At 60.8% G+C, this 26,585-nt stretch carries 22 protein-coding genes, 2 tRNA genes and 1 riboswitch; of the genes, 18 read left to right on the top strand and 6 right to left on the bottom strand.

Translation table 11 applies throughout. The features are described 5' to 3' along the window. Positions 1-95: 95 nt before the first annotated feature. The 4 genes from ABI_RS15270 to ABI_RS23780 all read left to right on the top strand — a co-directional run bounded on the left by ABI_RS15270 (position 96) and on the right by ABI_RS23780 (position 4,818). The gene (locus ABI_RS15270; protein ID WP_040309484.1) at positions 96-353 is read left to right on the top strand and encodes a FliM/FliN family flagellar motor switch protein; all 258 of its coding nucleotides are present in this window, start codon (positions 96-98) and stop codon (positions 351-353) included. Between the two features lie 208 nt (positions 354-561). Continuing rightward, positions 562-646, top strand: a tRNA-Leu gene (locus tag ABI_RS15275). Between the two features lie 119 nt (positions 647-765). Further along, entirely contained in the window at positions 766-2,202 is a 1,437-nt protein-coding gene (gene mgtE, locus ABI_RS15280) for a magnesium transporter (RefSeq protein ID WP_006273937.1), read from the top strand. 138 nt (positions 2,203-2,340) lie between these two features. Next, complete coding sequence (locus ABI_RS23780) at positions 2,341-4,818, top strand: glycoside hydrolase family protein (protein ID WP_050808324.1); 2,478 nt, start codon at positions 2,341-2,343, stop codon at positions 4,816-4,818. On the opposite strand, the gene ABI_RS15295 is transcribed toward ABI_RS23780, so the two are convergent. Continuing rightward, on the bottom strand, positions 4,819-6,663 hold the full coding sequence (locus ABI_RS15295) for a patatin-like phospholipase family protein (protein WP_006273940.1): 1,845 nt from the start codon (positions 6,661-6,663) through the stop codon (positions 4,819-4,821). A gap of 114 nt (positions 6,664-6,777) precedes the next feature. On the opposite strand from ABI_RS15295, the gene ABI_RS15300 reads away from it, so the two are divergent. After that, positions 6,778-7,164 (top strand): DUF1489 family protein, encoded by a 387-nt coding sequence (locus tag ABI_RS15300; protein WP_245531369.1) that lies wholly within the window; start codon positions 6,778-6,780, stop codon positions 7,162-7,164. A 1-nt stretch (position 7,165) separates the two neighbouring features. Here the strand turns inward: ABI_RS15300 and panC are convergent, their stop codons facing one another. Beyond that, positions 7,166-8,020, bottom strand: coding sequence for a pantoate--beta-alanine ligase (gene panC / locus ABI_RS15305; RefSeq protein WP_006273942.1), 855 nt, complete (start codon positions 8,018-8,020; stop codon positions 7,166-7,168). A 64-nt stretch (positions 8,021-8,084) separates the two neighbouring features. Between panC and ABI_RS15310 the strand changes: the two genes are divergently transcribed. Then, a complete protein-coding gene (locus ABI_RS15310; protein WP_157138956.1) occupies positions 8,085-8,702 on the top strand; it encodes an SPOR domain-containing protein in 618 nt (205 codons plus the stop codon). 10 nt (positions 8,703-8,712) lie between these two features. Here the strand turns inward: ABI_RS15310 and sfsA are convergent, their stop codons facing one another. After that, positions 8,713-9,438 (bottom strand): DNA/RNA nuclease SfsA, encoded by a 726-nt coding sequence (gene sfsA / locus ABI_RS15315; protein WP_006273944.1) that lies wholly within the window; start codon positions 9,436-9,438, stop codon positions 8,713-8,715. A gap of 102 nt (positions 9,439-9,540) precedes the next feature. Here sfsA and ABI_RS15320 point away from each other — a divergent pair, with 102 nt between their 5' ends. From ABI_RS15320 to ABI_RS15340, 5 genes are all read left to right on the top strand, one after another. Continuing rightward, complete coding sequence (locus tag ABI_RS15320; RefSeq protein ID WP_006273945.1) at positions 9,541-10,323, top strand: competence/damage-inducible protein A; 783 nt, start codon at positions 9,541-9,543, stop codon at positions 10,321-10,323. A gap of 11 nt (positions 10,324-10,334) precedes the next feature. Continuing rightward, the gene (locus ABI_RS15325) at positions 10,335-11,798 is read left to right on the top strand and encodes a M20/M25/M40 family metallo-hydrolase (protein WP_006273946.1); all 1,464 of its coding nucleotides are present in this window, start codon (positions 10,335-10,337) and stop codon (positions 11,796-11,798) included. 63 nt (positions 11,799-11,861) lie between these two features. Beyond that, positions 11,862-11,948, top strand: a tRNA-Leu gene (locus tag ABI_RS15330). Between the two features lie 237 nt (positions 11,949-12,185). Further along, positions 12,186-14,204, top strand: a complete 2,019-nt coding sequence (locus ABI_RS15335; protein ID WP_006273947.1) for an alpha/beta hydrolase family protein — start codon at positions 12,186-12,188, stop codon at positions 14,202-14,204. Positions 14,205-14,448: 244 nt separating this feature from the next. Continuing rightward, positions 14,449-17,406, top strand: a complete 2,958-nt coding sequence (locus tag ABI_RS15340; RefSeq protein WP_006273948.1) for a TonB-dependent receptor domain-containing protein — start codon at positions 14,449-14,451, stop codon at positions 17,404-17,406. 121 nt (positions 17,407-17,527) lie between these two features. Here ABI_RS15340 and ABI_RS15345 read toward each other — a convergent pair whose 3' ends face one another. Further along, positions 17,528-18,310: a PhoH family protein gene (locus ABI_RS15345; RefSeq protein WP_006273949.1), complete on the bottom strand. Its 783-nt coding sequence runs from the start codon at positions 18,308-18,310 to the stop codon at positions 17,528-17,530. Positions 18,311-18,658: 348 nt separating this feature from the next. On the opposite strand from ABI_RS15345, the gene ABI_RS15350 reads away from it, so the two are divergent. Then, a complete protein-coding gene (locus tag ABI_RS15350; protein ID WP_006273950.1) occupies positions 18,659-19,189 on the top strand; it encodes a gamma carbonic anhydrase family protein in 531 nt (176 codons plus the stop codon). 51 nt (positions 19,190-19,240) lie between these two features. Beyond that, positions 19,241-19,636, top strand: coding sequence for a TFIIB-type zinc ribbon-containing protein (locus ABI_RS15355; protein ID WP_006273951.1), 396 nt, complete (start codon positions 19,241-19,243; stop codon positions 19,634-19,636). Here the strand turns inward: ABI_RS15355 and rnhA are convergent. Further along, complete coding sequence (gene rnhA / locus ABI_RS15360) at positions 19,633-20,088, bottom strand: ribonuclease HI (RefSeq protein ID WP_006273952.1); 456 nt, start codon at positions 20,086-20,088, stop codon at positions 19,633-19,635. The genes ABI_RS15355 and rnhA overlap by 4 nt on opposite strands. A 42-nt stretch (positions 20,089-20,130) precedes the next feature. Continuing rightward, positions 20,131-21,072 carry a 4-hydroxy-3-methylbut-2-enyl diphosphate reductase gene (gene ispH / locus ABI_RS15365; RefSeq protein ID WP_040309621.1) on the bottom strand — a complete coding sequence of 314 codons (942 nt, stop codon included), beginning with the start codon at positions 21,070-21,072 and terminating at the stop codon, positions 20,131-20,133. 198 nt (positions 21,073-21,270) lie between these two features. Here ispH and ABI_RS15370 point away from each other — a divergent pair, with 198 nt between their 5' ends. The 5 genes from ABI_RS15370 to gcvH all read left to right on the top strand — a co-directional run bounded on the left by ABI_RS15370 (position 21,271) and on the right by gcvH (position 26,585). Beyond that, entirely contained in the window at positions 21,271-21,930 is a 660-nt protein-coding gene (locus tag ABI_RS15370; protein ID WP_006273954.1) for a hypothetical protein, read from the top strand. A 74-nt stretch (positions 21,931-22,004) separates the two neighbouring features. Next, a complete protein-coding gene (gene argS / locus ABI_RS15375; protein WP_006273955.1) occupies positions 22,005-23,831 on the top strand; it encodes an arginine--tRNA ligase in 1,827 nt (608 codons plus the stop codon). A 306-nt stretch (positions 23,832-24,137) separates the two neighbouring features. Then, positions 24,138-24,860: an NYN domain-containing protein gene (locus tag ABI_RS15380; RefSeq protein ID WP_006273956.1), complete on the top strand. Its 723-nt coding sequence runs from the start codon at positions 24,138-24,140 to the stop codon at positions 24,858-24,860. 29 nt (positions 24,861-24,889) lie between these two features. Next, positions 24,890-24,979: riboswitch (glycine riboswitch) on the top strand. Between the two features lie 106 nt (positions 24,980-25,085). Further along, on the top strand, positions 25,086-26,207 hold the full coding sequence (gene gcvT / locus ABI_RS15385) for a glycine cleavage system aminomethyltransferase GcvT (RefSeq protein WP_040309485.1): 1,122 nt from the start codon (positions 25,086-25,088) through the stop codon (positions 26,205-26,207). Positions 26,208-26,219: 12 nt separating this feature from the next. Next, complete coding sequence (gcvH, locus tag ABI_RS15390; protein ID WP_006273958.1) at positions 26,220-26,585, top strand: glycine cleavage system protein GcvH; 366 nt, start codon at positions 26,220-26,222, stop codon at positions 26,583-26,585.

Consider the following 26,585-nt stretch of genomic DNA (forward strand, 5'->3'; position numbering starts at 1 on the left):
ATACACATTATCAAAACAGTCTCTGAGTTATAAAGTTTTAAGAGGCAAGGCCCTAATGTAGGTCTTCAGCCGCTTTAGGTAAGGGTGCAGATCGCGTGACGTCGTCTCAGGTAGGTTCGGTTCCCGTCGAAATTTCGGTGCTTCTGGGCCGTTCGGTCTTGCCGATGCAGCAGTTGCTGCGCATGGGCCGCGGCGCTGTGATTCCGCTGGACGCGCGTGAGCACGACGAGGTGTGGATTCTGGCCAACAATCACCCGGTGGCGCGCGGCGAAATCCAGATTTTCGAGGAAAAAATCTCTATTGTCGTGACCAAGGCCGCCAATGTGTATGACTTCATGGCAATCGGCTCGTAGACCGCTCGCAAATGTGTGAGGCTGGCTTGCAAAGCGCCGTTTTCTACGCTTCCGGTGCTCACGTACTTGAGTACACTCCGCTCCGGTTCTCGAAACCAGCGCTTTTCGCCTCAGCCTCAACCATTTTCAAAGCGGTCTCGAAGATTTTGAATTAAAGACTTCACAAAGCCGCAAACTGTTGCTATCTGCCCGCCTCTCCGGATGGTGTGCGGTCGTGGCGGAATTGGTAGACGCGCAGCGTTGAGGTCGCTGTATCGCAAGATGTGGAAGTTCGAGTCTTCTCGACCGCACCAATCCGGAAAATCATTACCATCCAGGGATAAATTATCGCGCGCTAAAAAGGGGACGGGCCATGAGCCAGACATCGGATACCCCCAAAAAGCCCGAAGCCCCGAAGCTTGATGAAGACGTAATGCTGGCGCCTGACGCCATACTGACCACCCCCGAAGACATCGAAGACTTCGCCCTCAAGGACGACTACGCCCTTAATCCGCAATATATCACCCTTGTGATCGACGCAGCCGATCGCGGCGACGGTATGCGGTTGCGCGAACTGCTGGACGCCCTGCATCCGGCTGATATCGCCGACCTGCTGGGGTTCCTGTCGGAGGATTACCGCGAAGAGGTCATCCCGTGGATCCCCGCCGACGCCCTGGCCGAGGTTCTGTCGGAGTTGGACGACGACATTCGCGACGAGGTCATCGACACCCTGCACACGGACGACCTGGCCGAGGTGCTGCAGGAGCTCGATTCGGATGACGCCGCCGCCGTTTTCGAGGATCTGGAGGAAGACCAGCAAAAGGCCGTCCTGGCCGCCATGCCCCAGGCCGAGCGTGAGGCCATGGCGACGGCCCTGGCCTATGAAGAAGAAACCGCCGGCCGCCTGATGCAACGCGAGGTCATGGCGGCGCCCAGCTTCTGGAATGTCGGCCATACCCTGGACCACATGCGCGAAGCCGGCGACGACCTGCCCGAACTGTTCTTTGACATTTACGTCATCGACCCGTCGCACAGGCCGATCGGCGCCATTCCGGTATCGGTGCTGATGCGCTCCAAGCGCGAGGTTACCCTGGCCGCCCTGATGGAACCGATCACCGAGATCGCCGTCAACCAGGACCAGGAAGAGGTCGCTTACATCTTCGAGAAATACCATCTGATCTCGGCGCCCGTAGTCGATATCTCGGGCCGGCTGGTCGGCCAGATCACCGTCGACGACATCGTCAACATCATTCAGGAAGAGCACCGCGAAGACCTGCTGGCGCTCGGTGGTGTGTCCGATGACGAAGGCCGCGACGCCTCGACCTTCGACATGCTGAAATCGCGCCTGCCGTGGCTGGCGGTCAACATGCTGACCGCCTTCTGTTCCACCTGGGTGATCGCCGCTTTCCAGGAGCAAATTCTCAAGCTCGTCATCCTGGCCACTCTGATGCCGATCGTCGCCTCGATCGGTGGTAATTCCGGCACCCAGGCCTTGACCGTCAATGTCCGTGCGCTGGCGGCGCGCGAACTGACCGCCGCCAACGCTTGGCGCACGCTGTGGCGTGAAGTGCGCGTGGCATGGATCAACGGCACGACGCTCGGCTTTATCCTGTCGGTGATTGCGACGCTATTGATGTGGAACACCCAGATCCACAAGGATTGGAATGGCGCATTGGGATTGGGAGCGGTCATGTGGGGCGCCGTGGTGATCAACTTTACGGCCGCCGCCCTGGCCGGCACACTGATGCCGCTGGGCCTGTCGAAAATGGGCCGCGATCCGGCTGTCGCTTCGCCGATTTTCGTGACCATGGTGACGGATACCGTCGGCTTCTTCAGTTTCCTGGGTCTGGCGGCCCTCGTCCTGCTGTAAAATAAACCACAAGACACTTGTCAGCGTTAAACGGTCTGTGGTTTGCTACGATGGGGCGTAAGAGGCGCAAAACGTCTTGTTTTGGGTCAGGCTTGGGTTAGTTTCACCCGGCGCAGGCTAAGGTTAGGGTCAATTGTGATGAGAGCGCGTCAAAAGGTTTCCCGCGCCGGGGTCGAACTGATCAAGAGTTTCGAAGGGCTGCGGTCTACCGCTGCCCGGCTGCCGGATGGCCGCTGGACTCTTGGCTATGGACATACCTTCTCGGCACGCGACGGCGCGCGTGTCACCCAGGAAGATGCCGATGCGCTTCTGCGCTTCGATCTCCTGCCGATCGTCGACGCCCTTAACAATCTGATCCTGGTGCCGTTGAACCAGAACCAGTTCGACGCCCTGGTGTCGTTCTGTTTCAACATTGGTGTCGACAACTTCGGCCAGTCGACCGTGCTGAAGCGTATCAATGAAGGCCGGATGACCGAGGCAGCCCTGGCCATGGACGCCTGGCGTTCAGCCGAGTTCAACGGCCAGACCTATGTCCTGGCGCCGCTGATCCGCCGCCGTGCCGCCGAAAAGAACCTGTTTCTGACGCCGGACGAAGCCTCCGGCAATGCGCCGACCCTGCTGGTCCGTCCTGTCGAGGACGCCGGTGGCGTGCCCCTACATCAGCCGTCGGAACTGAATTCGCCTGACCGTGGCGGAATCCTGTCGGCATTTCCGGTCGGGGTTCAGCAAACGGCCGAACCATCGGTGACGCCACCATCGGCCCTGCCGCCGGAAATGCTGTCGCCCTATGCCCGCCCGGCGCCGGCCACGTTCGGACAGCCCGTTGCGCAACCGGTCGTCCAGCCAGTAGCCCAACCTTTAGCCCAACCCTTAGAACGCGTTGTTGAAGCTTTGCCGGAAGGCCTCCTGGCCTCCAGTGCCCTTCGCGAGACCCCTATGGTCGAAGAGGCGCCTCTGGCCCACAGCCCCTATGCGGGCGAAGACCCTGAGCCCCAGATGAGCCCGGCCGTGGCCGCGGCCATCGCCCGTGCCCAGGAAGAACAACGTCTGCGGGACGAAGCCCAGCAGGATATTCAACGCCAGGCGGCAGCCCTGGCGGCGGCCCGCGCCGCCGAAGAGGCCCGCATTGCGGAGCAGCAGCGCCTTGAAGCGGCGCGGCAGGAGCAGGAGCGGCTGGACGCCGAGCGTTTGGAGCGCGAACGCGCGGCCATAACCGCAGAAGCCAATAAGCTCGAGCAAGAGCGCCTCGAGCGCGAGCGTCTTGAGCGCGAACGTTTGGCGGCCGCCGAGGCCATGCGTCAGGAGCAGGCCCGGCTTGAGCTGGAACATCTGGACCGGGAGCGCTTTGCCGCTGAGGCCGCCCGCCGCGAGCAGGACCGTGTCGAGTACGAACGTGCGGCGGCCGCGGCGGCTGAAGCCGCCCGGTTGGAACAGGAACGCCAGGCGCGCGAACGCGCCGTGGCGGAAGCTGCCCGCCTTGAGCAAGAGACCCGTGAACGCGAAGCCAGGGACCGTGAGGCCAGAGAGCGCGAAGCGCGGGACCGTGAGGCCAGAGAACGCGAAGGGCGAGAACGTGAGGCCAGGGAACGCGAGGCCCGTGAATTGGCCGAGCGCGAAAAGGCAGCCGTTCAGCCAGCCAGCCAGCCCAGCGACGAAGAGGCTGAGAAGATCCGCAAGGCCGAAGCCGCGGCGGCCCTGATGCGTCTGTATTCGCCCTATGGCGGTGGCGCCCTGGGGCGTCCTCTCGCCGCGCCGCGCCTGACACCGACTCCGACTCTGGCCCCGACATCGGTTCCGGTTCAGCCGGCGCCAGCGCCTGAGGAATTCACCAATCAGAGCGTGATCGCGCCGCAGTCCGCGTCGTCGTCACCCATCGAACTGTCGAGCCGTCCCCAACCGGTCGCTGCGCCGCAGGCGCCTGCGCCTGAAGAGGCTGATGACGAACCGGAGATGATGGGCTTTACGCCGTTCAAGCCCGTGGTGTCTCCCTCGGCCATGCCGGCGCCGGTGATTACCGCCCTTAATCCCTATGCCAAGCCCGTTGCGAAGGCAGAGCCGGCACGGGTAGAGCCCGTGAAGCCAGAGCTTGTGAAGGCGCAGCCGGAGGTCGTTGAAGTGCCGCGTCCGCGGGCGGTCGATCTTTCGGCGGCACCGGCAGCGGAAGCCTTTACTCGGCCAGAACCCGCACAGCCCGCGCACTGGCGCGAACAACTGCAGCGTCCCTTGCCGGCCGGCTATGCGGCTCACGAGACGGCCCAGCCGGAAACCCAGACCAGCTTACTGAATGCTAACCCGGCGTTTGACGATGATAACAGCCCCTGGACGATAGACGGCGACCGGATCGCCCTGTCGGCGGACGAGACTCACGAAGAGGGTGTCGGCCTTGGCAAGATGATTCTTCGCACGATGAAGTGGATCTTCGTCTCCGGTCTTGGCCTGCTCTCCCTCGGTGTGGCCGCGGCCTCCTGGTTCAAGTTCCAGGATCCGACAGCGGTGCGCAACGGTATGGCCGGTGACTTCAAGACCCTGTCGATCGTTGCCGCGGCCGTGGGTATCTTCTTTGTTTCGGTTTCGGTCTGGCTGATCATGAAGCGGCTTGGCGGCCTCAAGGACTGATCAGCCAAACAGACCGAACCGGGTACCCTGCTTTTGTGGCGGCTGGGATGCGGCCTCGATGTAGCTGTCGTCCGGCGTAAAGGCCGGAATATTGGGATGCAGGCTGACGCCGAGTTTGCGCAGGGTTGTCACCGGCGATTCCAGTTGCGCCAAGGTGGCTACGGTCGTCTGATACCCGTTCTCCACGGCCTTGTCATAGGCCTTCCAGTCGCGAATTTCGACCCCGGCGGGTTCCGGGATGATCAGCAGGTCGGTCGCCGCGCGCGACTGCGCCAGATCGGCGGCGGTGGTGATGGTCGCGGACCGCATCATGATCGACACAATTGGCGGGCCGCGCCGCCAGTCGCCACGGGCAAACCAGCCGGCCAGGTTTTTCGGTACGCTCAAGGCCTTGGGGTCGACTCCGCGCGCCCGTGTGACATCAACGCCAATCACCGTGCCCAGATGGGTATTGCGCATCATGGTTGCCGGGAAGGATCGCATGACGGCGCCGTCAACCAGGACCTCACCATCTTCGATCACCGGCGGCATGACTCCGGGCAGGGAGATCGACGCACGCAAGGCCTTGCGCAAGGTGCCGGTCTTGTGGACCTTCAGCGTACCGGTGGTCAGGTTGGATGACAGACAGAAATAGGGCAGAGGCATATCTTCGATCTGCATCTCACCGAAGTGCTTCTCCAGCCGCTCATCGACCTTGCGGCCGCCGGTCATCGCCAGGAAGGGGAAGGTGACGTCGTCCAGCGGCGACGAGTCGACGAATGCGTCGCGAATGCGCCGTTCGATCTCTGCATCGTCCCACTGCATGGCCAGCGTGGCGGCGAGGATGGCGCCCATCGATGAACCGCAGACAAAGTCGATCGGGACATGGGCCTCGCGTAGGGCCTGAATGGCGCCAATCTGCGAAAAGGCACGGGCGCCGCCGCCGGAAAAGACGACTCCAACGCTGTGACCGGTGATAATCCGCGCCATGCGGCCGAGATCATGAATGTCATCGGGATAAACGTGAAACCAGCGCGTCGGCCGGACCTGGTCCAGCCAGGTACGGGTGCGGCCATTGGCATGGTGGGCCTTGGCCTGGTCCGACGGGTACATCAGCACCAGGTCGGGGGCGCGGTGCAGCAACGACCGCTCACCTTCGACCTCGATGGCATCGGGCCGCTCGCGGGCGTCGGCCATCAGGAAGACGTGGTCGACCTGGCGCGAACTGAGCAGACGCCAATGGCTTTCGTGGCGTTCGGCGGCGTGAAGGACGTAGTCGTTGTCGGTTTCGATATTGGAAAAGGCCTCGGGCGATGTCCCGTGAAAGGCCTTATCCAGGACGGCCACTTTATAGCCCAGGGCGCGGATCTGCGTGGCGATTCGTTCGACCATCGGTCGGATCGGCTGATCGCAGATGGAATAGAAGGCGAAGACGTTCGGGTTGACGGCGGGGACGTCGCGGCGGACACGCTCGATCACCTTGCGCGACAAGGCCAGCAAAAGGTCCGGCCGCGAATCTACCAGTTTAAGGAAGTCGTCGCGCGGCATGGCCAGCAGGTCGGAATCGCGCAGGGCCATGACGGTGTAGCTGTGGGCACTGCCGGCCAGCAGCGACATCTCACCGACAGGTTCGCCGGGCCGGATGATGCCGATCAGGGCCAGTTCGTCGTGGTCTTCGTCGTGGCGAAAGACGCCGAGACGGCCGGAGCTGAGCAGATACAGATGGTCGGACTCGTCGCCGGTGCTGAACAGTCGCGATCCACCCGGCAAGGAGATGAGGCTGGCGCTCTCGCCCTGGACGGTGCCGAAAAGGCTCTCCAGCGCTTGCTGCAGCGAGGGTCGTGGGTGGTTATCGTCTTTCGCCATCCGCCTGGGCACCTGTACGCGTTTCCATCTTTATTTTGGTATAGGATTGCGCCTAAGACCTTAAGGTCTGTTTACCAGTTTTTCCATACGGGCGTGATGAGTGAAATCCATATTATGAAGCTGGCGGTTGGCGCCGAGAGCCTCGAAGACATTTTGCGCTGGGAGCAGGAACGCGGTTTTGCCGAGGTGTCCTATATCCATACCCGCCATCGACCGACGCGGTGGGAGGAACTGATCAACGGCGGGTCACTATATTGGGTGATCAAGGGCGTGATCCTGTGCCGGCGCGAGATCGTCTCATTCGACTATGTCAAGGCCGACGATCACTGGCTGGTCGGATTGAGGTCGAAGAACGTCCTGACCGAAGCCCAGCCGCGCCGGCCCTTCCAGGGCTGGCGGTATCTCAAGCCGGCCGACGCGCCGAAGGACCTTCCGACGGGCGACCACGGCGAGATGACGCCGGAACTGGCGCGGGCCCTGAAAGAAGCCGGGGTGTGGTAGATCAGACGGCGATATTGTCGATCAGCCGGGTCTTGCCCAGCCATAGGGCTGCCAGCAGGCGGCGGGGCTTGCCGGCGCGAACCTCGCCCAGGGTTTCGGCATCGCGCAAGGCGATATAGTCGATCTGACCGAACCCGGCTGCCGTCAGATCCGCCTTGGCTCTGGCAATCGCGGCCTCGGTATCGCCGGCAGCTTGAACCACCGACCGGACCGTCTCCAGAGCGGCATGCAGTTTCGGCGCGACGGCACGCTCGTCCGCGGACAGGTAGGCGTTGCGCGATGACAGAGCCAGGCCGTCGGCCTCACGCATAGTGGGGTAGGGGACGATCTCCAGTCCCAGGTCGAAGTCGCGCACCATGGCGCGCACGACGGACAACTGCTGGAAGTCCTTTTCGCCGAACACCGCCAGGTCCGGTCGGACCTGGTTGAACAGTTTCATCACCACGGTGGCGACGCCGGAAAAGAACTGCGGGCGGAAGTCGGTTTCCAACCCCAGGGCGGGGCCCTTCAGCTCGATGCGGCTGACGAAATCGTCCGGATACAGCACGTCTACGGTCGGCAGGTAGACCAGGTCGCAGCCAACACCCTGAAGCAAGGCGATGTCGCCGGCCTCATTGCGCGGATAACGCGCGAGGTCTTCGGTGGGGCCGAATTGCAACGGATTGACGAAGATCGACACCACCACCTTGTCGGCACGCGTCTTGGCGTGACGGACCAGAGCCAGGTGGCCTTCATGCAGGGCGCCCATGGTCGGCACGAAGGCGATCCGGGCGCCGTCCTTGCGGAAACTGGTGACAACGGCCTGAAGGGCAGGCACCGTCGTCGCGCGGGTCAGGGGAAAAGCAGAATCGGGCATGGCGCGTCCGGTATTAACCATAGCTACTAACCGTATTTTAGACGGCCGTCGGCATAGTCGGCTTATGACCCAGACAGCCCCCCTCCGTAAAGCCGTATTTTTGTGCGCTGCACTGACCTCCCTGGCTGGCCTCACTGCCTGCGACAACCCCAATCTCAGCGAGACCTTCGCAAAAATCAAGACGGCGGATGTCGATGCAGGCACCGGTGAACCGGCGGCCGATCCCAAGAAACTGCACCCGAAGGACATTGAATTGGCCGTCACCACGGTCAAGGATCTGGCTATCAGCGTCGACAAGGCAACCAAAGCCCCGTCGCAGGATCGGCTTCAGATCGCCGTGGTCGATCCGCTGGACATGCCCAACGCTGCGCCGGCTGATGAACCGGCGCCGGTCGCTGTCGAACCGCCAAAACCGGAAACGCCAAAACCGGAAACGCCAACCGGCCGCTCCGTGCAGATCGGCTCTTTCGGCTCGATGGCGGCGGCGAAGGACGCCTGGCTGACCCTTCAGGCGAAATACCCCGGAGTCGAACGCTACAATCCCAGCTACCAGTCCGTCACCACGGCGGCAGGCAAGTCGGTGGTGCGGTTGAAGGTTGGCCCGGTGACCACCCAGGCTCAGGCGGCGGCCCTGTGCGGGCAGCTAGGTGTGCGCGATGCCTGGTGTGCCAAGGCGTCCTGAAGGCCAGGATCTAGAGAACGGTCAGGGCCCGGTGGAACCTCAGGCCCTCGGCAGACATTTCCCATGAAATGGAAATGAATTCGACCCCGGCGGCGCGCGCCTGATCGTACGCCCGGGCGAAACCGGGATCGCAGTCGCGGGCGATGTCGAACGTGGTCACGTCATTGCGTTGTACGCAGAAGACCACGGCCGCACGGTAGCCTTGGTGCACCATGTCAATCAGTTCCAGCAGGTGCTTGGCGCCGCGTTCCGTGACGCAGTCGGGAAACTCGGCGTGTCCGTCCCTGCGTGACAGGTGGACGTTTTTGATCTCGACATAGGCATCGGGGCGGTCAGGGTGGCCGGTAACCAGCAGATCGATGCGCGAATTGCGGCCATATTTTACTTCCGGTATTATGGAAGTGTACCCGGAGATCTCCGGGATGAGATCCGCCGCGATCGCCTGCGCGATCAGCCGGTTGGGCCATTGCGTATTGACGCCAACCCAGCAGTCGCGTTCCTTCAGTGCCTCTAAGCGGTACTGTAGTTTCTTGCTGGGGTCGTTGAGGGGGGTGACCAGGGCCTCGGTGCCCGGCGCCAGCAAGCCCAGCATCTTGCCCGGATTGGGACAGTGTGCTGTAATGGTTTCACCCGTATCCAGTTCGATGTCGGCGAAGAATCGCTTGTATCGCGCCTGCAAACGGCCTTTGATAAGAGCCCGTTGGAAATTGAATGTATCGGCTTCAAACATGGCCATCAGGAAGTTTCAAAAAGCTGAGCCGATGCAATAGCGCATTTAATTTCCGACAAAATACAAGCATGTCGAACCTGATCAGATGATCCACCGGAAGTCCCTGTCATGAGCGCCAATCCCACTGCCGCCATTCTCATCATCGGCGATGAGATACTGTCGGGCCGTACCATCGACACCAATGTCAACACAATCGCCAAATTCCTGAGTGTGCTGGGTGTCGACCTGATGGAGGTGCGCATGGTGCACGATGACGAGGCGCAAATCATCGCCTCGGTGAATGCCGTGCGTGACGTCTACGACTATGTTTTCACCACAGGCGGCATCGGGCCAACCCATGACGACATCACTGCCGACTGCATCGCTAAGGCTTTCGACGTACAGATCAGCGAACATCCGGCGGCGCTGAAGCTTCTGGTCGATCGCGCAACCAAGATGGGCTGGGAGTTGAACGAGAACAGCCGCCGGATGGCGCGCATCCCGCACGGTGCCGAGCTGATCATGAACCCGGTTTCGGCGGCGCCGGGCTTCCAGTTGGGCAATGTCTTCGTCATGGCGGGCGTGCCCAAGATTATGACCGCCATGCTGGAGGATGTCGCGCCGCGCCTGCGCACCGGCCGACAGGTGCTGTCGCGCACACTCAAGCTATCCTATGTCGGCGAAAGCTGGGCGGCGGATGTCCTGCGCGACATCGACAGCCGTTACCCCGACCTGTCGCTGGGCAGCTATCCCTACGGTCTGCTGCCGGGAGAGTTCGGGACCCACCTGGTGGTGCGTGGCCAGGACGAGCGCAGTCTCGATGCTGCCACAAGCGAGTTGATCTCACGTCTAGAACCCATTGTCGCCGAGACACAGTTGCGTCAGCCCCTGGCTGCGCTCGAAGAAGTTTAGGAGCATTTCGAATGAAACCGATCCATTTCGCCGCTGTGCTGGCGGCCGGTCTGGCCGTTGCCGCGCCCCCCGTCCTGCATGCCAAGCCGAAGAAGGCAGTGCCCGCGGCGCCGGCGGCGATCGCTCCGGCCGACCAGGCGGTGGTTCTGCGCGACGCTGCGCTGAAAGATAACAACGCCTACGAGTTCGTCGCGGAACTGACCACACGTTTCGGCGCCCGCCCGGCAGGCTCGGCGTCGGAAAAGGCGGCGGCCGAGTGGTCGGCAGCACAGTTCAAGGCCATGGGCTTTGACAAGGTTCGTATCGAAACCTTCCCACTCGAAATCTGGCAGCGCGGTGACGAATCGCTGGAAATGGTCGGCCCCTTTCCGCAAAAGCTGGTCGCCACGGCGTTAGGTGGTTCGGGCACCACGCCGGCGGAGGGCGTCGAGGCAGAAGCGGCACTGTTTGAAACCTACGAGCAGTTTTCCAGTTCGACCGCAGATCTGAAGGGCAAGATTGTGGTTATCCTGCAGCCGACGGTGGCGACTCAGACCGGGGTGGGTTACGGCGCCAATTCGGGGTCCGTTCGACGTCAGGGCCCCGAAATCGCCCGTCAGCGCGGCGCCGTCGGGTATCTGATGCGGTCACTGGGCACGCACGACCATCGCTTCGCGCATACGGGCGGGACGCGCTTCCTGGGCGCAGAAGGTGTGCCCGCCATGGCAATATCGCCGCCCGACGCAGAGCAGTTCGAACGCATCCTGAAACTGCAGAAGCAGGGCCAGGCCGGTCCGATCCGGTTGAAGATGGTGTCGACGCCGAAATTCCTCGGGACGGGACAATCGCAGAACGTCATCGCGGAAATCACTGGCGCCAAGCGGCCGCAAGAGATCATCACCATCGGTGGTCACCTCGATAGCTGGGATCTGGGTACGGGCGCCATCGACGACGGGGCAGGGGTGGCCATCACCATGGCGGCGGCGAAGACCATTCTCGATTCAAAGGTCCGCCCGGACCGGACGATCCGCGTCGTCTTCTGGGGCTCGGAAGAGGTGTCGCAGCCCAACGACCGTGGCCTCAGCGGCGCCAACGCCTATGCGACGGCCTACAAGGCGGAGTTCCCCAACCACGTTATCGCAGCGGAATCCGACTTCGGCGCCGATGTGGTCTACGCGCTGAGCCTGCCGGAAAGCGACTCGCCGGAGTTCGTGAAACAGGTCGGCAATGTCCTGTATCCGCTGGGCATCTATATCGATAAGGCTGTGTCGACTGGTGGTGGGCCTGATACATCGCCGCTGTTCAGCGCTGGTGTACCGGTGATGGATCTGCAACAGGACGGCATGGACTATTTCGACACCCACCATACGCCGGACGATGTGCTGGAGCGGATCGATCCGATCAAGGTCGACCAAAACGTCGCCGCCTGGGCAGCGACGGTTTGGCTCATCGCGTCGACCGAGGTGAAGTTCAAGGGCGTGGCGCCGAAGCCGTAATAAGGCTTTGACGGCGGACGACAATTGCGGCAGAACGCCTGTCCCGTTCTGTCGGAATTTGCTGCGGCCGTGGCGAAATTGGTAGACGCAACGGACTTAAAATCCGTCAGGAGCAATCCTATGCCGGTTCGACCCCGGCCGGCCGCACCATTCTTTCGCTCACGGTGATTTCCATCTGCCTCGCGGAGGCTGCGCAGGACAGCCGGCGCCCCGTCGGGCTCTGTTGCAGCGTCCAGCCCGTTTGTCACGGATTTCGTGCCGGATGGCGTCTTTTGTCGCGATTTAGATTACAAATGCGTAACAAAGCGGTTGTGATCACAGTCCGGCTTGACGCGTTTTCGCGATAGCGTTTCAACTGCGACGAAATTGAGACGATGGAGTTACCCTATGGCGCGTTCCCCGATCAACACGGCAAAGTCCCTCATCAAGTCCGTCGCCGTTGCCGCGATACTGGCGGGTGCGGGTTCGCAGGCCTGGGCAGCCTACACGCCGCCGGCCAAGCCTCTGGCGATCGAGGACATCGCGCGCTTCGAAATGCTTACCAGCCTGAGCATTGCGCCGGATGGCAAACATATTGCCGGCATGGTCGCGGTTGATGGCCAGAAGTGGCCGGTGATCTCGATCTGGGATACGTCCGACCTGGCCAGGAAACCGGTGTGGATTCCGACCCAGACCAATCGTATCACCGAGGTCGGCTTTTTCACGTCTGACAAGATCTACTTTGTCATGGAACAGCCGATCACTGGCAATGATGGCAAGCCCACCTTCACCAACAAGCTCTATTACTCGGACCTCGAAGGCCGGAAAATCGAGGAGCCCTTCCGTCTGACCGGGACTATGAACAAGGACGTGCGGGACGCTTTCGATCGCACATCGGTGGTCGATGTCTTCAACGACCATCTCTACGACGCCAATAAAAAGCTGATGGTTACGGTCGATCCCGTGTCGTTCGATCAGAAGATTTTCGAGCTGGATCTGACGACCGGAAAGACACGCACGGTTGCCATCGGGAGTGAAAAATATACTTTCGACCCACAGGGCGTCGACCTGACGACGGGAGACCCAAAGGTCAAGTCCAAGACCGATGTGCTCAATGGCGAGTTCTGGCACATGGTCTATATCAAGGAAGCCTCGGGCCAGTGGGTTTATCACGAACCCCTGAGTTACAAGATCAAAGAGCGCATTACGGTCAATATTCTCGGGTACGACACCGATCCGTCGAACCTGATTGTGTCCTCCAGTATCAAGAGCGACAAGGCGGCGATCTACAGCTACAACATCGCCACCAAGACCTATTCTGCCGAACCTTTGTTTGCCAACGACAAGTTCGCCATGTCGGGCGTCGTTTTCCGGCCCGATCGAGCCAGCAAGACCACCACGATCGAAGGGGTGAAAATCGCCGGTCCGGTTCTAAAAACGGTCTATCTGGATGAAAAATGGGCGGCGATCCAAAAATCACTGGAAGCCACCTTCCCGGGCCGCAATGTCGATATCGACATCAGCAGTTTCGGCCAGCAGACCGCGGTCGTTACCGTCCACGGGGCAGATTTCGTCCCGCAATACTATCTCTACAAAGACGGCAAACTCACGGGGCTGGGCGGCCAGCGCCCCTGGATTGATCCGGCTACCCTGGGCAAGGCCGAATTCGTGACCTTCAAGGCGCGTGACAGCCTCGATATTCCGGCCATCATTACCTTGCCACCCGGCTGGACGCCCGAGCAGGGGCCTGTACCGGTGATTGTTCTGCCGCATGGCGGGCCTTGGTCTCGTGACGTCATGACCTGGGACGGGACGGGTTGGGAGCAGTTCTACGCCACGCGTGGCATCGCTGTGATTCAGCCCCAGTATCGCGGCTCGATCGGCTGGGGCACAAAGCTATGGCTAGCCGGCGACAAGGAGTGGGGCCAGAAGATGTCGGACGACAATGACGACGCGGCCGCCTACATGGTGTCGCGCGGTATCGGCGATCCGAAGCGTATGGCCATCATGGGCTATTCCTACGGGGGCTTTGCCGCCATCGCCGCTTCGGTGCGCCCCAATAGCCCCTACAAATGCGCGATCGCCGGGGCGGGGGTGTCGAGCCTGCAGCGCCTCGGTAATCTGTGGGGCGATAACCACCTGGCACGCGAATATCAGGGCAAAACGGTCGACGGGATGGATCCGCTCGAAAACGTGCGCAATGCCAATATCCCGATCATGCTTTATCACGGCGACCATGATCGTCAGGCCGACACCGAGCATTCCCGCATGTTCTATAGCGCCATGAAAGCGGCGGGAAAAGATATCGAATATCATGAAATCAAGGGGATGTGGCACACCCTGCCGTGGAATCCGGCCTGGCACCAGCAATCACTGAAGCTGATCGAGGACTACCTGAAAGGTCCGAAATGCGGCCTGATTCGGTAACGCATTTAGCCTTTTTGTCGCACCGCAGCAAAGTTGCATATTTCACGAATACAGTCTGTTGAGCATTAAAATTATGTAATGAAAAGCCGATTTTTTATCATTTTTTGCCTTTTTACAGTTGTTACTGCGATAAATACATCACGTACGTTTCGTGACAGGTGCAGTTGCAACAAATTGGTATTGCGTCAATCTTGTGACCGATTAGTGTCACTTTACACAAGTTTGCCTAAGTCCGGAGATTCTCATGTCCAAGCCCTCCACCCTGACGCGTACCTGGCTGCTGGCCGGCACGGTGCTTACCTCCCTTTCGCTGGGGCTGCCCGCCATGGCGCAAGATACGCCGGCCGACCCGGCCGCCGCGCCGGCCGAAGACAGTGCCGCTCCGACGGAATCGTCCGGGGAAGTTGTCATCACCGGCTCGCGAATCCGCCGCAGTGAATTCAATTCGCCGTCGCCGGTGCAGATTATCACAGCGGAAAAATCGACCCTGTCCGGAATGATCAGCGCCACCGACATTCTACAGACCTCGTCAGTCGCCAGCGGTTCGGGACAGATCAACAACACCTTTACCGGTTATGTTGTGAACGGCGGCGACGGCATCAATACCGTGTCCCTGCGCGGTCTCGGCGCGCAGCGCTCGCTGGTACTGCTCAACGGTCGGCGCCTGCCGCCGGCGGGCATCGGCGGCACCGTTGCGGCTGTCGATCTGAACACCATTCCGGACGCGGTTATCAGCCGCTATGAAATCCTGAAGGACGGTGCGTCGTCGATCTACGGGTCCGATGCTGTCGCCGGCGTCGTCAACGGGATCACGCGGCGCAACATCGACGGTTTCGAGCTGTCGACCTCCATCAAGAAGAGCGAACATGGCGGCGCCGATGAATTTGAATTCACCGGGCTGTGGGGCAAGAGCTTCGACAAGGGCGACATCCTGGTCTCGCTGAGCGGCTACGAGCGTACGGAACTGACGGCTGGGGACCGTGACGCCTTCGCCTGCCCGATGAGCAACTATTACGGCGCCGATGGTGAACGCGCCGACCTGATCGATCCCAATACTGGCACTTACAAGTGCTACGGCGGCGTCAGCAACGGCTATGTCGGCACCTACTATCCGCAGATTTATTATGACCTGTACGGTTTCGCCGGCTATTTCGGCTCGCGCGCCATTACGCCCGGTGGAATGGGGATTGAGGAAGTTCCGGGATATGCCTTTATTCCGTTGCCCAACCGCGACCTGAACAACGAACGCCTGCTGAGCCAGAGCATCATCTCGCCGGTGAAAACCCTGACCCTGTATTCGGCGGGCAATTATCGCCCCGACTGGGCCAATGGCGCCGAACTTTACGGTGAACTGCTGATCACCCAGCGCAAGTCGGAACAGCATGCCTGGCGCACCTTCTTCCCACGCTATCATGAAGATGTCGATATCAATCCATTCAATATCGCCTTCGAGGGCCTGGGCCTGATGGCCGAGCCCTATCTGGCCGTTCCGTCGAACGATGAGCAGGACGTCAAGGTGTACCGTCTGTTGGGCGGCGCTCGCGGCGACCTGGGGCGCTGGAAGTGGGACAGCTATCTGTCAGTATCGCGCAGCGAAGGCAGCTACACCGGTGACGTCTTCCCGAATGATCGTGTCGAATACGGCACGGCCACCAACCAGCGGGATTATTCGCTCATCAACAACGGCGTGACGTGCGGGGCGGGTGCCCCGGCAGGTTGCGTGCCGCTGAATGTTTTCACGACGGGCATCCTCGAAGACGGCGAATACCCACAGGCCATGCGCGACTACTATTTCAAGCAGCAGACGGGCAAGACGGCCTACGACCAGAAGATTTTTGAAGCCACCATGACCGGCGACCTGTTCGAACTGCCGGCCGGTCCGCTGTCCGCCGCATTCGGTATCAACATCCGCCTCGATCAGATCCATGATACGCCGGGTGAATACAGCCGCGCCGCCAACGCCTGGGGGCAACTGACGGCCGGAGTCACCAAGGGCAAGGATACGGTCAGGGAAGTCTTCGGTGAACTTGAAATTCCGGTCATCAAGGGCAAGCCCTTCTTCGAAGAATTCACGTTGGATACTTCGCTGCGCTTTTCCGATTACAAGACGGTCGGCTCGGCTTGGACCTACAAGATCGGCTTCGACTGGGCGATCGACAATCGCGTCCGCCTGCGCGGCACGACCGGCACCTCGTTCCGGGCGCCGGGCCTGTTCGAACTTTACCTGAACAAGCAAACCTCCTTCCTGTCGCAAACATCGGTTGACCCCTGCATCGGCTGGGGGCAGGTGGACCAGGACGGTAACTTCCTTAACCCAAATCCGACCTTGCGCGCCAACTGCGAGGCCGATGGCATTCCGGAAGACTATGCCGGTCTCGGCTCTTCGGCCAAGATCACGACGAGCGGCGGGCTGTACCTCAAGCCGGAAGAATCCCAGGCGTCGTCGTGGGGGATTGTCATCACGCCACCGGAAACCGGCTTCAAGCTGGCCATCGATTTCTGGCGCATCAAGATAGATCAGCAGATACTGTCGACCACCAGTGTCGTCAGCCAGTGCTATTACAGCGAGCAGTTCCGGTCGCGTCCGGGCTATTGCGACCTGTTCGAACGCGCCAATGACTACACCGTCATCGACGTTGACGCCAGCTATCGCAACATCCCGACTGAAAAGACCGCCGGTATCGATTTCACCATCGACTACTCGAAGGAATTCAACTTCGGTGACCTGAACATCACGTCGCAAATCACCTATACCGATTACGACATGGCGCAGATTTTCCCGGGTGACTCGTTTGACGACTATAATGGCGTCATCGGTGACCCGCGCTGGGTCGGCGATGTCCAGACCCGCTTTACGCGCAAGGACTGGACCTATACCTGGACCGTCCACTACACCGAAGCCTCCAGCAATCTGGGCTTCTTCGGCGAAGATGGCACCGGCTTTGATGCGTTCGGTACGCCGGTGACGTACCGTGCGTCCGTGCCGGATTACTTCACGCACGACTTTACGGTGCGCTACAATGCCAAGACCTGGCAGGTGATCGCCGGCGTCATCAACCTGACGGATGAAACGCCGCCCTATCTCGGCGCAGGTCAGTACGGCGGTTCTGCCGGCCGTATCGGCAACTATCCTTTCAGCAGCCAGTATCTGTCGGGCTATATCGGCCGTCAGGTCTATCTGCGCCTTCAAAAGACTTTCTAAGATTGTCTGAAAACAAGAAAAGGCGGCGAGGGTGACCTCGCCGCCTTTTCTGTAGTCACGCCGCCACAAAAAAAGGCCCGGAGTGCGAACTCCGGGCCTTCGTACGTGGATGTGCCGGCCTTTACAGCACACCCAGCATCTGGGCGACCAGCGGATGGCGGACAATGTCCTTGTCCTTTAGCCGCACCACAGCGATGGTCTCGACCGCCTCGAACTTGTCGGCGACGTCGGCCAGGCCAGACAGGCCGTGCATCAGGTCAGACTGAGCCGGGTCGCCGGTGACCACCATGGTCGAATTCCAGCCCAGCCGGGTCAGCAGCATCTTGAGCTGGACATAGGTGCAGTTCTGGGCTTCGTCGATGACCACGAAGGCGTTGTTCAGCGTACGGCCGCGCATATAGCCGACCGGGGCGATCTCGATCAGGCCTTCCTGCATCAGCGCCTTGACGCGCTTCATGCTGAGGCGGTCGGTCAGGGCGTCGTACAGCGGGCGCAGATAAGGGGCCAGCTTGTCTTCCATGTCGCCGGGCAGGAAGCCGATCGATTCGCCGGCTTCGACAGCCGGGCGCGACAGGACGATGCGGCCGACCTTGCCGGCTTCCAGCGCCTCGACGGCCTTGGCGATGGCCAGGTAGGTCTTTCCGGTGCCTGCGGGACCCAGCGCCATGACCAGGTTCTTTTCGTCCATGGCGGCCAGAAGCTCGGATTGCCCTTCGGACTTCGGCTTGATCGTCTTGACGTAGGACTGGGAGCGATCCTCGTTGGCCGGTCCGCTCATCGGCGACCACGAAGAGGAGGCACCGCCATTATGTATGCTCAAGCGACGCACCTTGGTGTCCGAGGCATATTGCTCGGCATCCAGGGTTCCTTCACGAAGAAAACGCTTTGCAGTTCGCTTGGTCATGGTGGGCTCCTACAAAATGGCCGTGCGGTGTGGGGCCGCATTCGGGCATGAAAAAAGGCGATGCCCATAGAGGCTCGCCTTTGGATACGGTGGGGGAGGAGAATTGACGGCTGAAAGGAGAGCCGCCGTCGCCGGCAGGAGGCGGTGGGGAAACAACAATGGGTATGTACGCAACCCTTATAGCCACTTTTACCTCTAAGGTTTGAACCTTAAAATGGTGCCGGACGGTGGGGGAGTGATTCCCCCGCTTCGACGGTATCAGATTCTCGCAATTGTCTTACCGAGTTCTTAAAAAAGCTGTGTGGTTCATCTCGCACTCGCGTAAAAAACGAAATGAGGAGGTCTGACATGACGGTTTATCGGCTGGGAGATGTGGCGCCGGTTCTGCCGGAAAGTGGCCCTTTGTGGATCGCGCCGTCGGCGGAAATCATGGGGAATGTCCGCCTGGGGGAAGACACAAGCATATGGTTTCATTCGATACTTCGTGCTGATAACGAGCCGATGATCATCGGAGCGCGGAGCAATATCCAGGATGGCAGCGTATTGCATTCCGATCCCGGATCGCCTCTGACGGTGGGGGAGGGCGTGACGGTCGGTCACAAGGTTGTGTTGCATGGCTGTACGATCGGCGACAATTCGCTGGTCGGAATCGGCGCCATCGTGCTGAACCGGGCCGTGATCGGCCGCGACAGCCTGGTCGGCGCCGGCAGTCTGGTGCCCGAGGGCAAGGTCTATCCGGATGGTGTGCTGCTGTTGGGTTCGCCGGCGCGGGTGGTGCGAGAGCTGACGCCGGAACAGATTGCCGGTCTGCGGCGGTCGGCGGATCACTATGTCGAGAATGCGCGCCGATTCCTGCGCGATTTGGCCGCACTCCCTTGAATTTGTTCCGGCCATCCCAATGTCCTTTCGGTAACAGCCAGAGGAGCCCATATGCCTGCCGATATCGCCACCATGTCCTGTCCTGTGTGCAAGGGAAGCTTCCGTGAAGTCCTGCGCGAAGGCATTCTGATCGACGTCTGTACGCAATGCCGCGGTGTGTGGCTGGATCGCGGTGAACTGGAAAAGCTGCTGTCGCTGGCGCGCGCCGATTTCAGCGACGCGCCGCCACAGCCGACCTATGCGCCCCCGCCGCAACAGACCTATCAACAACCGCCTCAGCAACAGTACCGCCAGCCGGAACGTCAGTACCGTCACGATGATGATGACAATGACAAACGCAAGCACTATGCCCAGCACGGCGAGCATGGCTACTACGACAAGCACGGTCAATACCGTAAGAAAAAGAAGGGTTTCGACTTCCTCGATATCTTCGAGTTCGGCGATTAACCGGCGGCGGCGCGGGCCTCTGTGATGCCCTTGTTGGCAAGCTGGTCCGCGCGTTCGTTCAGTTCGTGGCCGGCGTGACCCTTGACCCAGTGCCACTTGATCTTGTGGCGTTTGGTGGCGGTGTCCAGGCGGATCCACAGGTCGTCATTCTTGACCGGCTTGTTATCCGCCGTCTTCCAACCGCGCTTTTTCCAGGCAAAGATCCATTCCTTGATGCCCTTCAGTACGTACTGGCTGTCGGCGTGAAGGTCGACGTCGCACGGCTTTTTCAAAGCTTCCAGGGCCTGGATGACGGCCATTAACTCCATACGGTTGTTGGTCGTCTCAGGCTCATAGCCGTACAGTTCCTTCTCGTGCTCGCCCGAGATCAGAATGGCGCCCCAGCCGCCGCGGCCGGGATTACCCTTGCACGCGCCGTCGGTATAGATAGTGACTTTGGGAAGATCGGACATGGTTCAGGCTTATACGGGAGTCGCGTGGCGGCGCAATGACGCTCAGGCTTCCGTCAACACCCGCGGGAGTTTGAACGTGACCGTCTCGCGCACGCCCGAGGATTCGATCACCTCAGTGTCAAAACGGGCGCGGATGGCGTCGATCAAATCGCTGATCAGGTTTTCCGGCGCTGACGCTCCGGCCGACACCCCCACCGACGTCACGCCATCGAACCAGGTCCAGTCGACATGCGAGGCATCGTCGATCAGATAGGCGTTGGGGGTGCCGGCCTTCAATGCAACCTCGACCAGACGCTGCGAGTTGGATGACTTGGCCGAGCCGATGATCAGCATCAGCCCACAATCGCCCGCCACTGCCTTGACGGCTTCCTGGCGGTTGGTGGTGGCGTAGCAGATGTCTTCCTTGTGCGGCACCTTGATCGACGGAAAGCGTTCGCGCAGGGCGGCGACGATGTCGGCCGTGTCGTCGACCGACAGGGTGGTCTGGGTTACGAAAGCAACATTTTCAGGATTTTGCGGCTGATAGGCTTTCGCGTCTTCGACCGTTTCGATCAGGGTGACGGCGCCGGCTGGAAGCTGGCCCATGGTGCCGATGACTTCGGGATGGCCGGCATGGCCGATCAGCAGGATCTCGCGGCCTTCGCTATGCTGGCGCTCGGCCTCGACATGGACCTTGGACACCAAAGGGCAGGTGGCATCGAGGTAGAACATCTTACGCGACTGGGCCTCAGCCGGGACGGACTTGGGGACGCCATGGGCCGAAAAGACCACCGGACGGTCTGGCGGACACTGGTCCAGTTCCTTGACGAAGACCGCACCCATGGCTTTCAGCCGGTCGACGACATGCTTGTTGTGGACGATCTCATGCCTGACAAAGACGGGGGCACCGTATAGTTCGAGGGCGCGTTCAACGATCTGGATGGCACGGTCGACGCCGGCGCAAAAGCCGCGCGGCGTGGCGAGATGGACGGTGAGGGCGGTCATGGTGTTTACATAGGGGGTTTCGCGACGCTTTTCCATAGGAAGAAGACGTGCCCGCGGTGTCACAGGTGACGGGGTCGTGCCGTGATTTCGCCGCAACTGGCCGATAAAGCGCTTTGACAAGCGTTCGTCTTACGCTACCAAGGCGGTTAAGGGGCTTCAGGTTTGCAGCCTCGTGTTTATACAGGATTCTGGAAGCCCATGTTTCTTCGCGCGCGTCATCTTATCGCAGGCGTTTGCCTGGGCCTCATGGTCAATGCCAGCGCCTTGGCTGTCTATGCCCAGCAGCAGCGGGGCGGCGGTGAGGAAACCGGCGAAGACAAGGCCAAGCAGGATGAGGAATGGGGCGAACGCAATCTGCGCCTGAGGGCTGTCAAGGCCGAAGGTCCGTGCCCCTATGTCAAGGTTCTGTACGACGCTGCGCGCTATCATGAGTTCAAGGACAACCGCGAAGCCACCTCGGCCGCCATGTGGACGGGCGAGATCAACGGCGTGTCGTCCGATTGCGCCTATAAGGGCGAGGATCCGATTGAAGTCGCCATGACCATCGGCTTTTCGCTGGGCCGTGGTCCCATGGCCGATGGCGAGACCAAGGTCTATCGCTATTGGGTGGCTGTGACGGAAAAGGACACGACCGTCCTGGCCAAGCAGTATTTCGAGCTGCCGGTGACCTTCCGTCCGGGCGAGCAGAAGGTTGATATTAGCGTGCCGATCGAAGATATCGTCATTCCGCGCGCCGATGTCACCGTTTCGGGTTCGAACTTCGAAGTCCTGGTTGGCTTTGACGTCACGCCGCAGATGGTCGCTTTCAACCGCGACGGCAAGCATTTCCGATACACGACCGCTGCCGATCAGAAATAATCGCGCCAAACAATAATTGTCAGGGCGTAGAACGCCCTGTATCAGGGCCGCACCTTTTTATCCGGACCTGAGCCATGGCTGAAGATTTTATCCCCTCCACCGACTTCCGGAGCCAGTTGACGGCGACCGCCGGCGACGCTTTCGTAGCCGAAGGTTTCGATACCTCCGCCGGCCGGGTGCAGCCGTCCGACCGTCCGGACCTGGCCGATTTTCAGTGCAACGGTGCTTTGGCTGTGGCCAAAGCCGCCAAGGCCAATCCCCGCGAGGTCGCGACCCGCATCCAGGTGCGTCTGAATGATGACGAGCGGCTGCAGAGCCTGGAGATCGCCGGGCCGGGCTTCCTGAACTTCAAGCTGAACGATGCTGCATTGTCTATGCGGGGCAATGCGATCGCCGGCGACGCCCGGCTGGGCGCCCCGGTTGTAGCTGCGAAGCGCAAGGTGATCATCGACTTCGGCGGACCCAATGTCGCCAAGGAAATGCATATCGGTCACCTGCGCACGGCGGTGATTGGCGAAAGCCTGAAGCGGATCATGCGCTTCCTGGGCGATGACGTGACCGGTGACGCCCACTTCGGCGACTGGGGCCTGCAGATGGGGCAACTGATCGTCGGCGTTTCGGAAGAGATGCCGGACCTGCCGTACTTCGACGAGGCCTTTTCAGGCCCCTACCCGGAGGCCTCGCCGGTGACCTTGGCCGATCTGGGCCGGATCTATCCCAAGACCAGCCAGCGCATCAAAGGTAAGGACCTGGACTTTCTCAATGCCGCCCGCAAGGCGACACGCGAGTTGCAGCAGGGCCGGCCAGGCTACCGCGCCCTGTGGCAGCACTTTGTCGTGGTCAGCCGCGAAGCGCTGAAGCGTGACTATGCCTTGCTGGGCGTGGAGTTCGATCTGTGGAACGGCGAGTCCGATGCGGACCCCTATGTTGAGCCGATGATCGCCGACCTGGAGGCCAAGGGTCTTCTGGTCGACGACCAGGGCGCCCGCGTGGTCCATGTCGCGCGGCCGGGTGAAACCCGCAAGAAGAAGCTGGAAGATGGATCGGTGGTCGAGGTGCCGAGCCCCCCGCCTTTGTTGGCCGTATCGTCAGAAGGTTCGGCCATGTATGGTACGACCGACGTGGCGACCATACTTCAGCGCAAGACGGAGATTCAGCCGGATCTGTACCTGTATGTCGTCGACCAACGTCAGGCGGAGCATTTCGAACAGGTCTTCCGGACGGCCTATCTGGCTGGGTATGCCGTCGAAGGGCAACTGGAGCACGCCGCCAACGGTACGGTCAACGGGCCGGACGGCACACCGTTCAAGACCCGGGATGGCGGGACCTTGAAGCTGCACGAGTTGGTCTCGGAAGCGGTGGAGAAGGCCGTTGCGCGGCTTCATGAGCAGAAGTTGGGTGAGGACCTTTCGGTGGCCGAGTTTAACGCTACGGCGCACAAGGTGGCCGTGGCGGCTTTAAAGTTCGCCGAACTGTCCAACCATCGGCTGACCAACTACATCTTCGACCTCGACCGCTTCATGACGTTTGAGGGCAAGACCGGGCCTTACCTGTTGTACCAGGCGGTCCGGATGAAATCGATCCTGCGCAAAGCGGGCGAGCAGGGGCTGGTGCCCGGTGCGATCGTGGTCGGTGAACAGGCCGAGCGGGAATTGGTGCTGCTGCTGGACGGTTTCGATGGTGCCTTGCGCGAGACCTATCTGAAGCGCGCGCCGAATATCCTGGCCGACCATGTCTACAGGCTGGCCCAGGCGTTTTCGAAGTTCTACGCCGCCTGCCCGGTTTTGGTTGGCGACGACGAGGCGGTGAAGATTTCGCGTCTGGGTCTGGTTCAGGTGGTGTTGAAGCAACTGGAACTGGGGTTGGACCTGATGGGCCTGAGCGCGCCAGGCCAGATGTAAGATTTTACCACGGAAGGCACGGAAACGCCGCTGCGCGGCGACACGAAAAGACACGGAATTCCGGTTTCGGGTTCTTCCGCGCGAAGCGCTTTAGCAACGTGTTGAACTGGGTTGAGGGCGCTTCGCGCGTATCAGCGCTGAATTTCAGTGTATTCCGTGCCGCCGCGAAGCGGTGTTTCCGTGCCTTCCGTGGTTCCCTCTTGAGAAGCTTGCCATGCCCACCGTATTCGCCGAATTGCAATTCTTCTGCTGACAAATCTCCGGACTTGGGTTTTAGTATTACCCAAGCGTTAATGAGGCGTCAGAATGGCGAAGGACGGCAAAGATACGGGGTGGCACCTGCCGCTGTTTCGCCAACGCGCCGCCTTCTATTTCGACGGATTCAATCTCTATCATGCTGTAGACGCTTATAAGCGCCCCTATCTGAAGTGGCTGAACCTAAAGGCCCTGGCCCGCGCCGTGGCGCCCAGGTCAGAAGCCATCAAGCGAGTCGTCTGGTGCTCAGCCTACCGGCCGCAGAACAAGTCCAAGCTGAAACGCCACGAAGATTACCGCAAGGCGCTGGAAGGGCAGGGTGTCATCTGCCGGATGGGACATTTTGTCCATGCTTCGGATAGCTGCAATGCCTGCGGTCACAACTGGCAGCTCCACATCGAAAAGCAGGGCGACGTCAATCTGGCCTTGTCGATCGCCGCCGATGCCGAGGACGACCTGTTCGACGTCTGCTATTTGGTCACCGCCGACGGCGACCATGCCGCCACGGCGCGCTATATTCGCGAGCGTTTCCCCAAAAAGAAGCTGGTCCTGGTGTCGCCGCCCGGCCGCCATCCCAATCGCCATATTGAACGGCTGGCCCATGCCTGCGTTGAGATCGACATGGCACACCTGGAGGCGTCGCTGCTCCCGCAGATGGCCAAATACAAAGAACGCTTCCTGCGCAAGCCAGAACGTATCGGCCGCCCGGAAGCCTATGACCCGCCTCAGGTCCGCGTGAAACAGCACCTGCGGTTGGTGGTCAATAACGGTTGACTCTTTGCGACCGTTAACGCACAACGACCTTCGCTCATGCGGGAGAGATCGGATTCTTCCCCGACGCCGAAGGCGCAACCGCCCCGGAAACGCTCAGGCAAACGGACCGCATCGAGCCACCAAACGCTGGAAAGTAACGCTAGACTTGCGTTCGCCGAAGGAGCAAATCTCTCAGGCCAAAGGACAGCGGGGGCAGACACGTGTTCAGACGATCTGCGAGACCCCATGCCCGATTCCAGCACTCCCCTCAAGTCCACACCGCTTTTTGATCGTCACGTTGCGCTCGGCGCTCGGATGGTGCCGTTTGCCGGCTACAATATGCCGGTCCAGTATGACGGCGTGTTGGCCGAACATAAATGGACTCGCGAAAGCGCGGGCCTGTTCGACGTCTCGCACATGGGGCAGGCGCGGCTGACCGGCGCCGATGCCGTCGCTACCCTGGAAACCCTGACCCCCACCGACTTTGCCACATTAGTTCTAGGAAAGCAGAAGTATTCGCTGTTGCTGAATGCCGAGGGCGGTATCCTCGATGACTGGATGGTGTCACGCCCGGAGGGCAACGGTTTCTTCCTGGTCGTCAATGCCGCCTGCAAGGACCAGGACTTTGAAATCCTGGCCGAAAATATCATCGGCGACAGCCATTTCGAAGTGTTGGGCGACCGCGCGCTGTTGGCGCTGCAAGGGCCGAAAGCCAAGGACGTCATGCAGTCCGTTTGTCCGGCGGCGTGCGAACTATATTTCATGGAATGTGGAAGTTTTGACCTTTTGGGGCAAACGGCCTTTGTTTCCCGCTCGGGCTATACGGGCGAGGACGGTTTCGAGATCAGCGTCCCGAACGCCATCGTCGGCGAACTCTGGGACCTGCTTTTGACGCACGACGTGGTCAAGCCAATCGGCCTCGGCGCACGTGACAGCCTGCGCCTGGAGGCCGGCATGCCGCTGTATGGCCATGAGATGGATGTGGGCTACACCCTGGTCGAGGCCAATCTCGGTTTCGCCATGCAGAAATCACGTCTTACCCGCGGCGATATTCGCGGCATCGACCGTATCCGCCAGCAACTGGACGGCGGCCTGGACCGGGTTCGCGTTGCCATCCGCGTTTTGGAAGGCCCACCGGCCCGTGAGGGCGCCAAGATCCTCAGCGAAGACGGCGCCGAGTTGGGTATCGTCACCTCAGGCGTGCCGTCGCCCTCACTGGGCTATTCGATCGCCATGGGCTATGTGCCGCCGGCGTCGTCAGCCCTCGGTACCAAACTGAAACTGGAAGTCCGCGGCAAACCTTACGCCGCCGAGATCGTCACCTTGCCGTTCGTGAAGAACGGCTATCACCGCAAACCGAAAGCTTGAGAGGGCCATCAGATGAAATTCACCAAGGATCATGAATGGGTCGAGGTCACCGGTGACACCGCTTTGGTCGGAATCACCGCCTATGCCGCCAACGCTTTGGGCGATGTGGTGTTTGTCGAGGTGCCGGCGCCGGGCACGGCTCTGAAGAAGGGCGACAGCTTCGCTGTGGTCGAAAGCGTCAAGGCGGCGTCCGACGTCTACGCGCCGGTGTCGGGCGACGTCATCGATGCCAATAACGACCTGACCTCCAGCCCCGACACGGTCAATGCCTCGCCGGAAGGCGCCGGCTGGATCGCCAAGGTCAAGCTGACCAACCCGTCCGAACTGGATGAACTGATGGATCGTGACGCCTACGAGGCGTATCTCAGCACGCTCTAA

Source organism: Asticcacaulis biprosthecium C19, from assembly GCF_000204015.1.
GTDB lineage: Bacteria > Pseudomonadota > Alphaproteobacteria > Caulobacterales > Caulobacteraceae > Asticcacaulis > Asticcacaulis biprosthecius.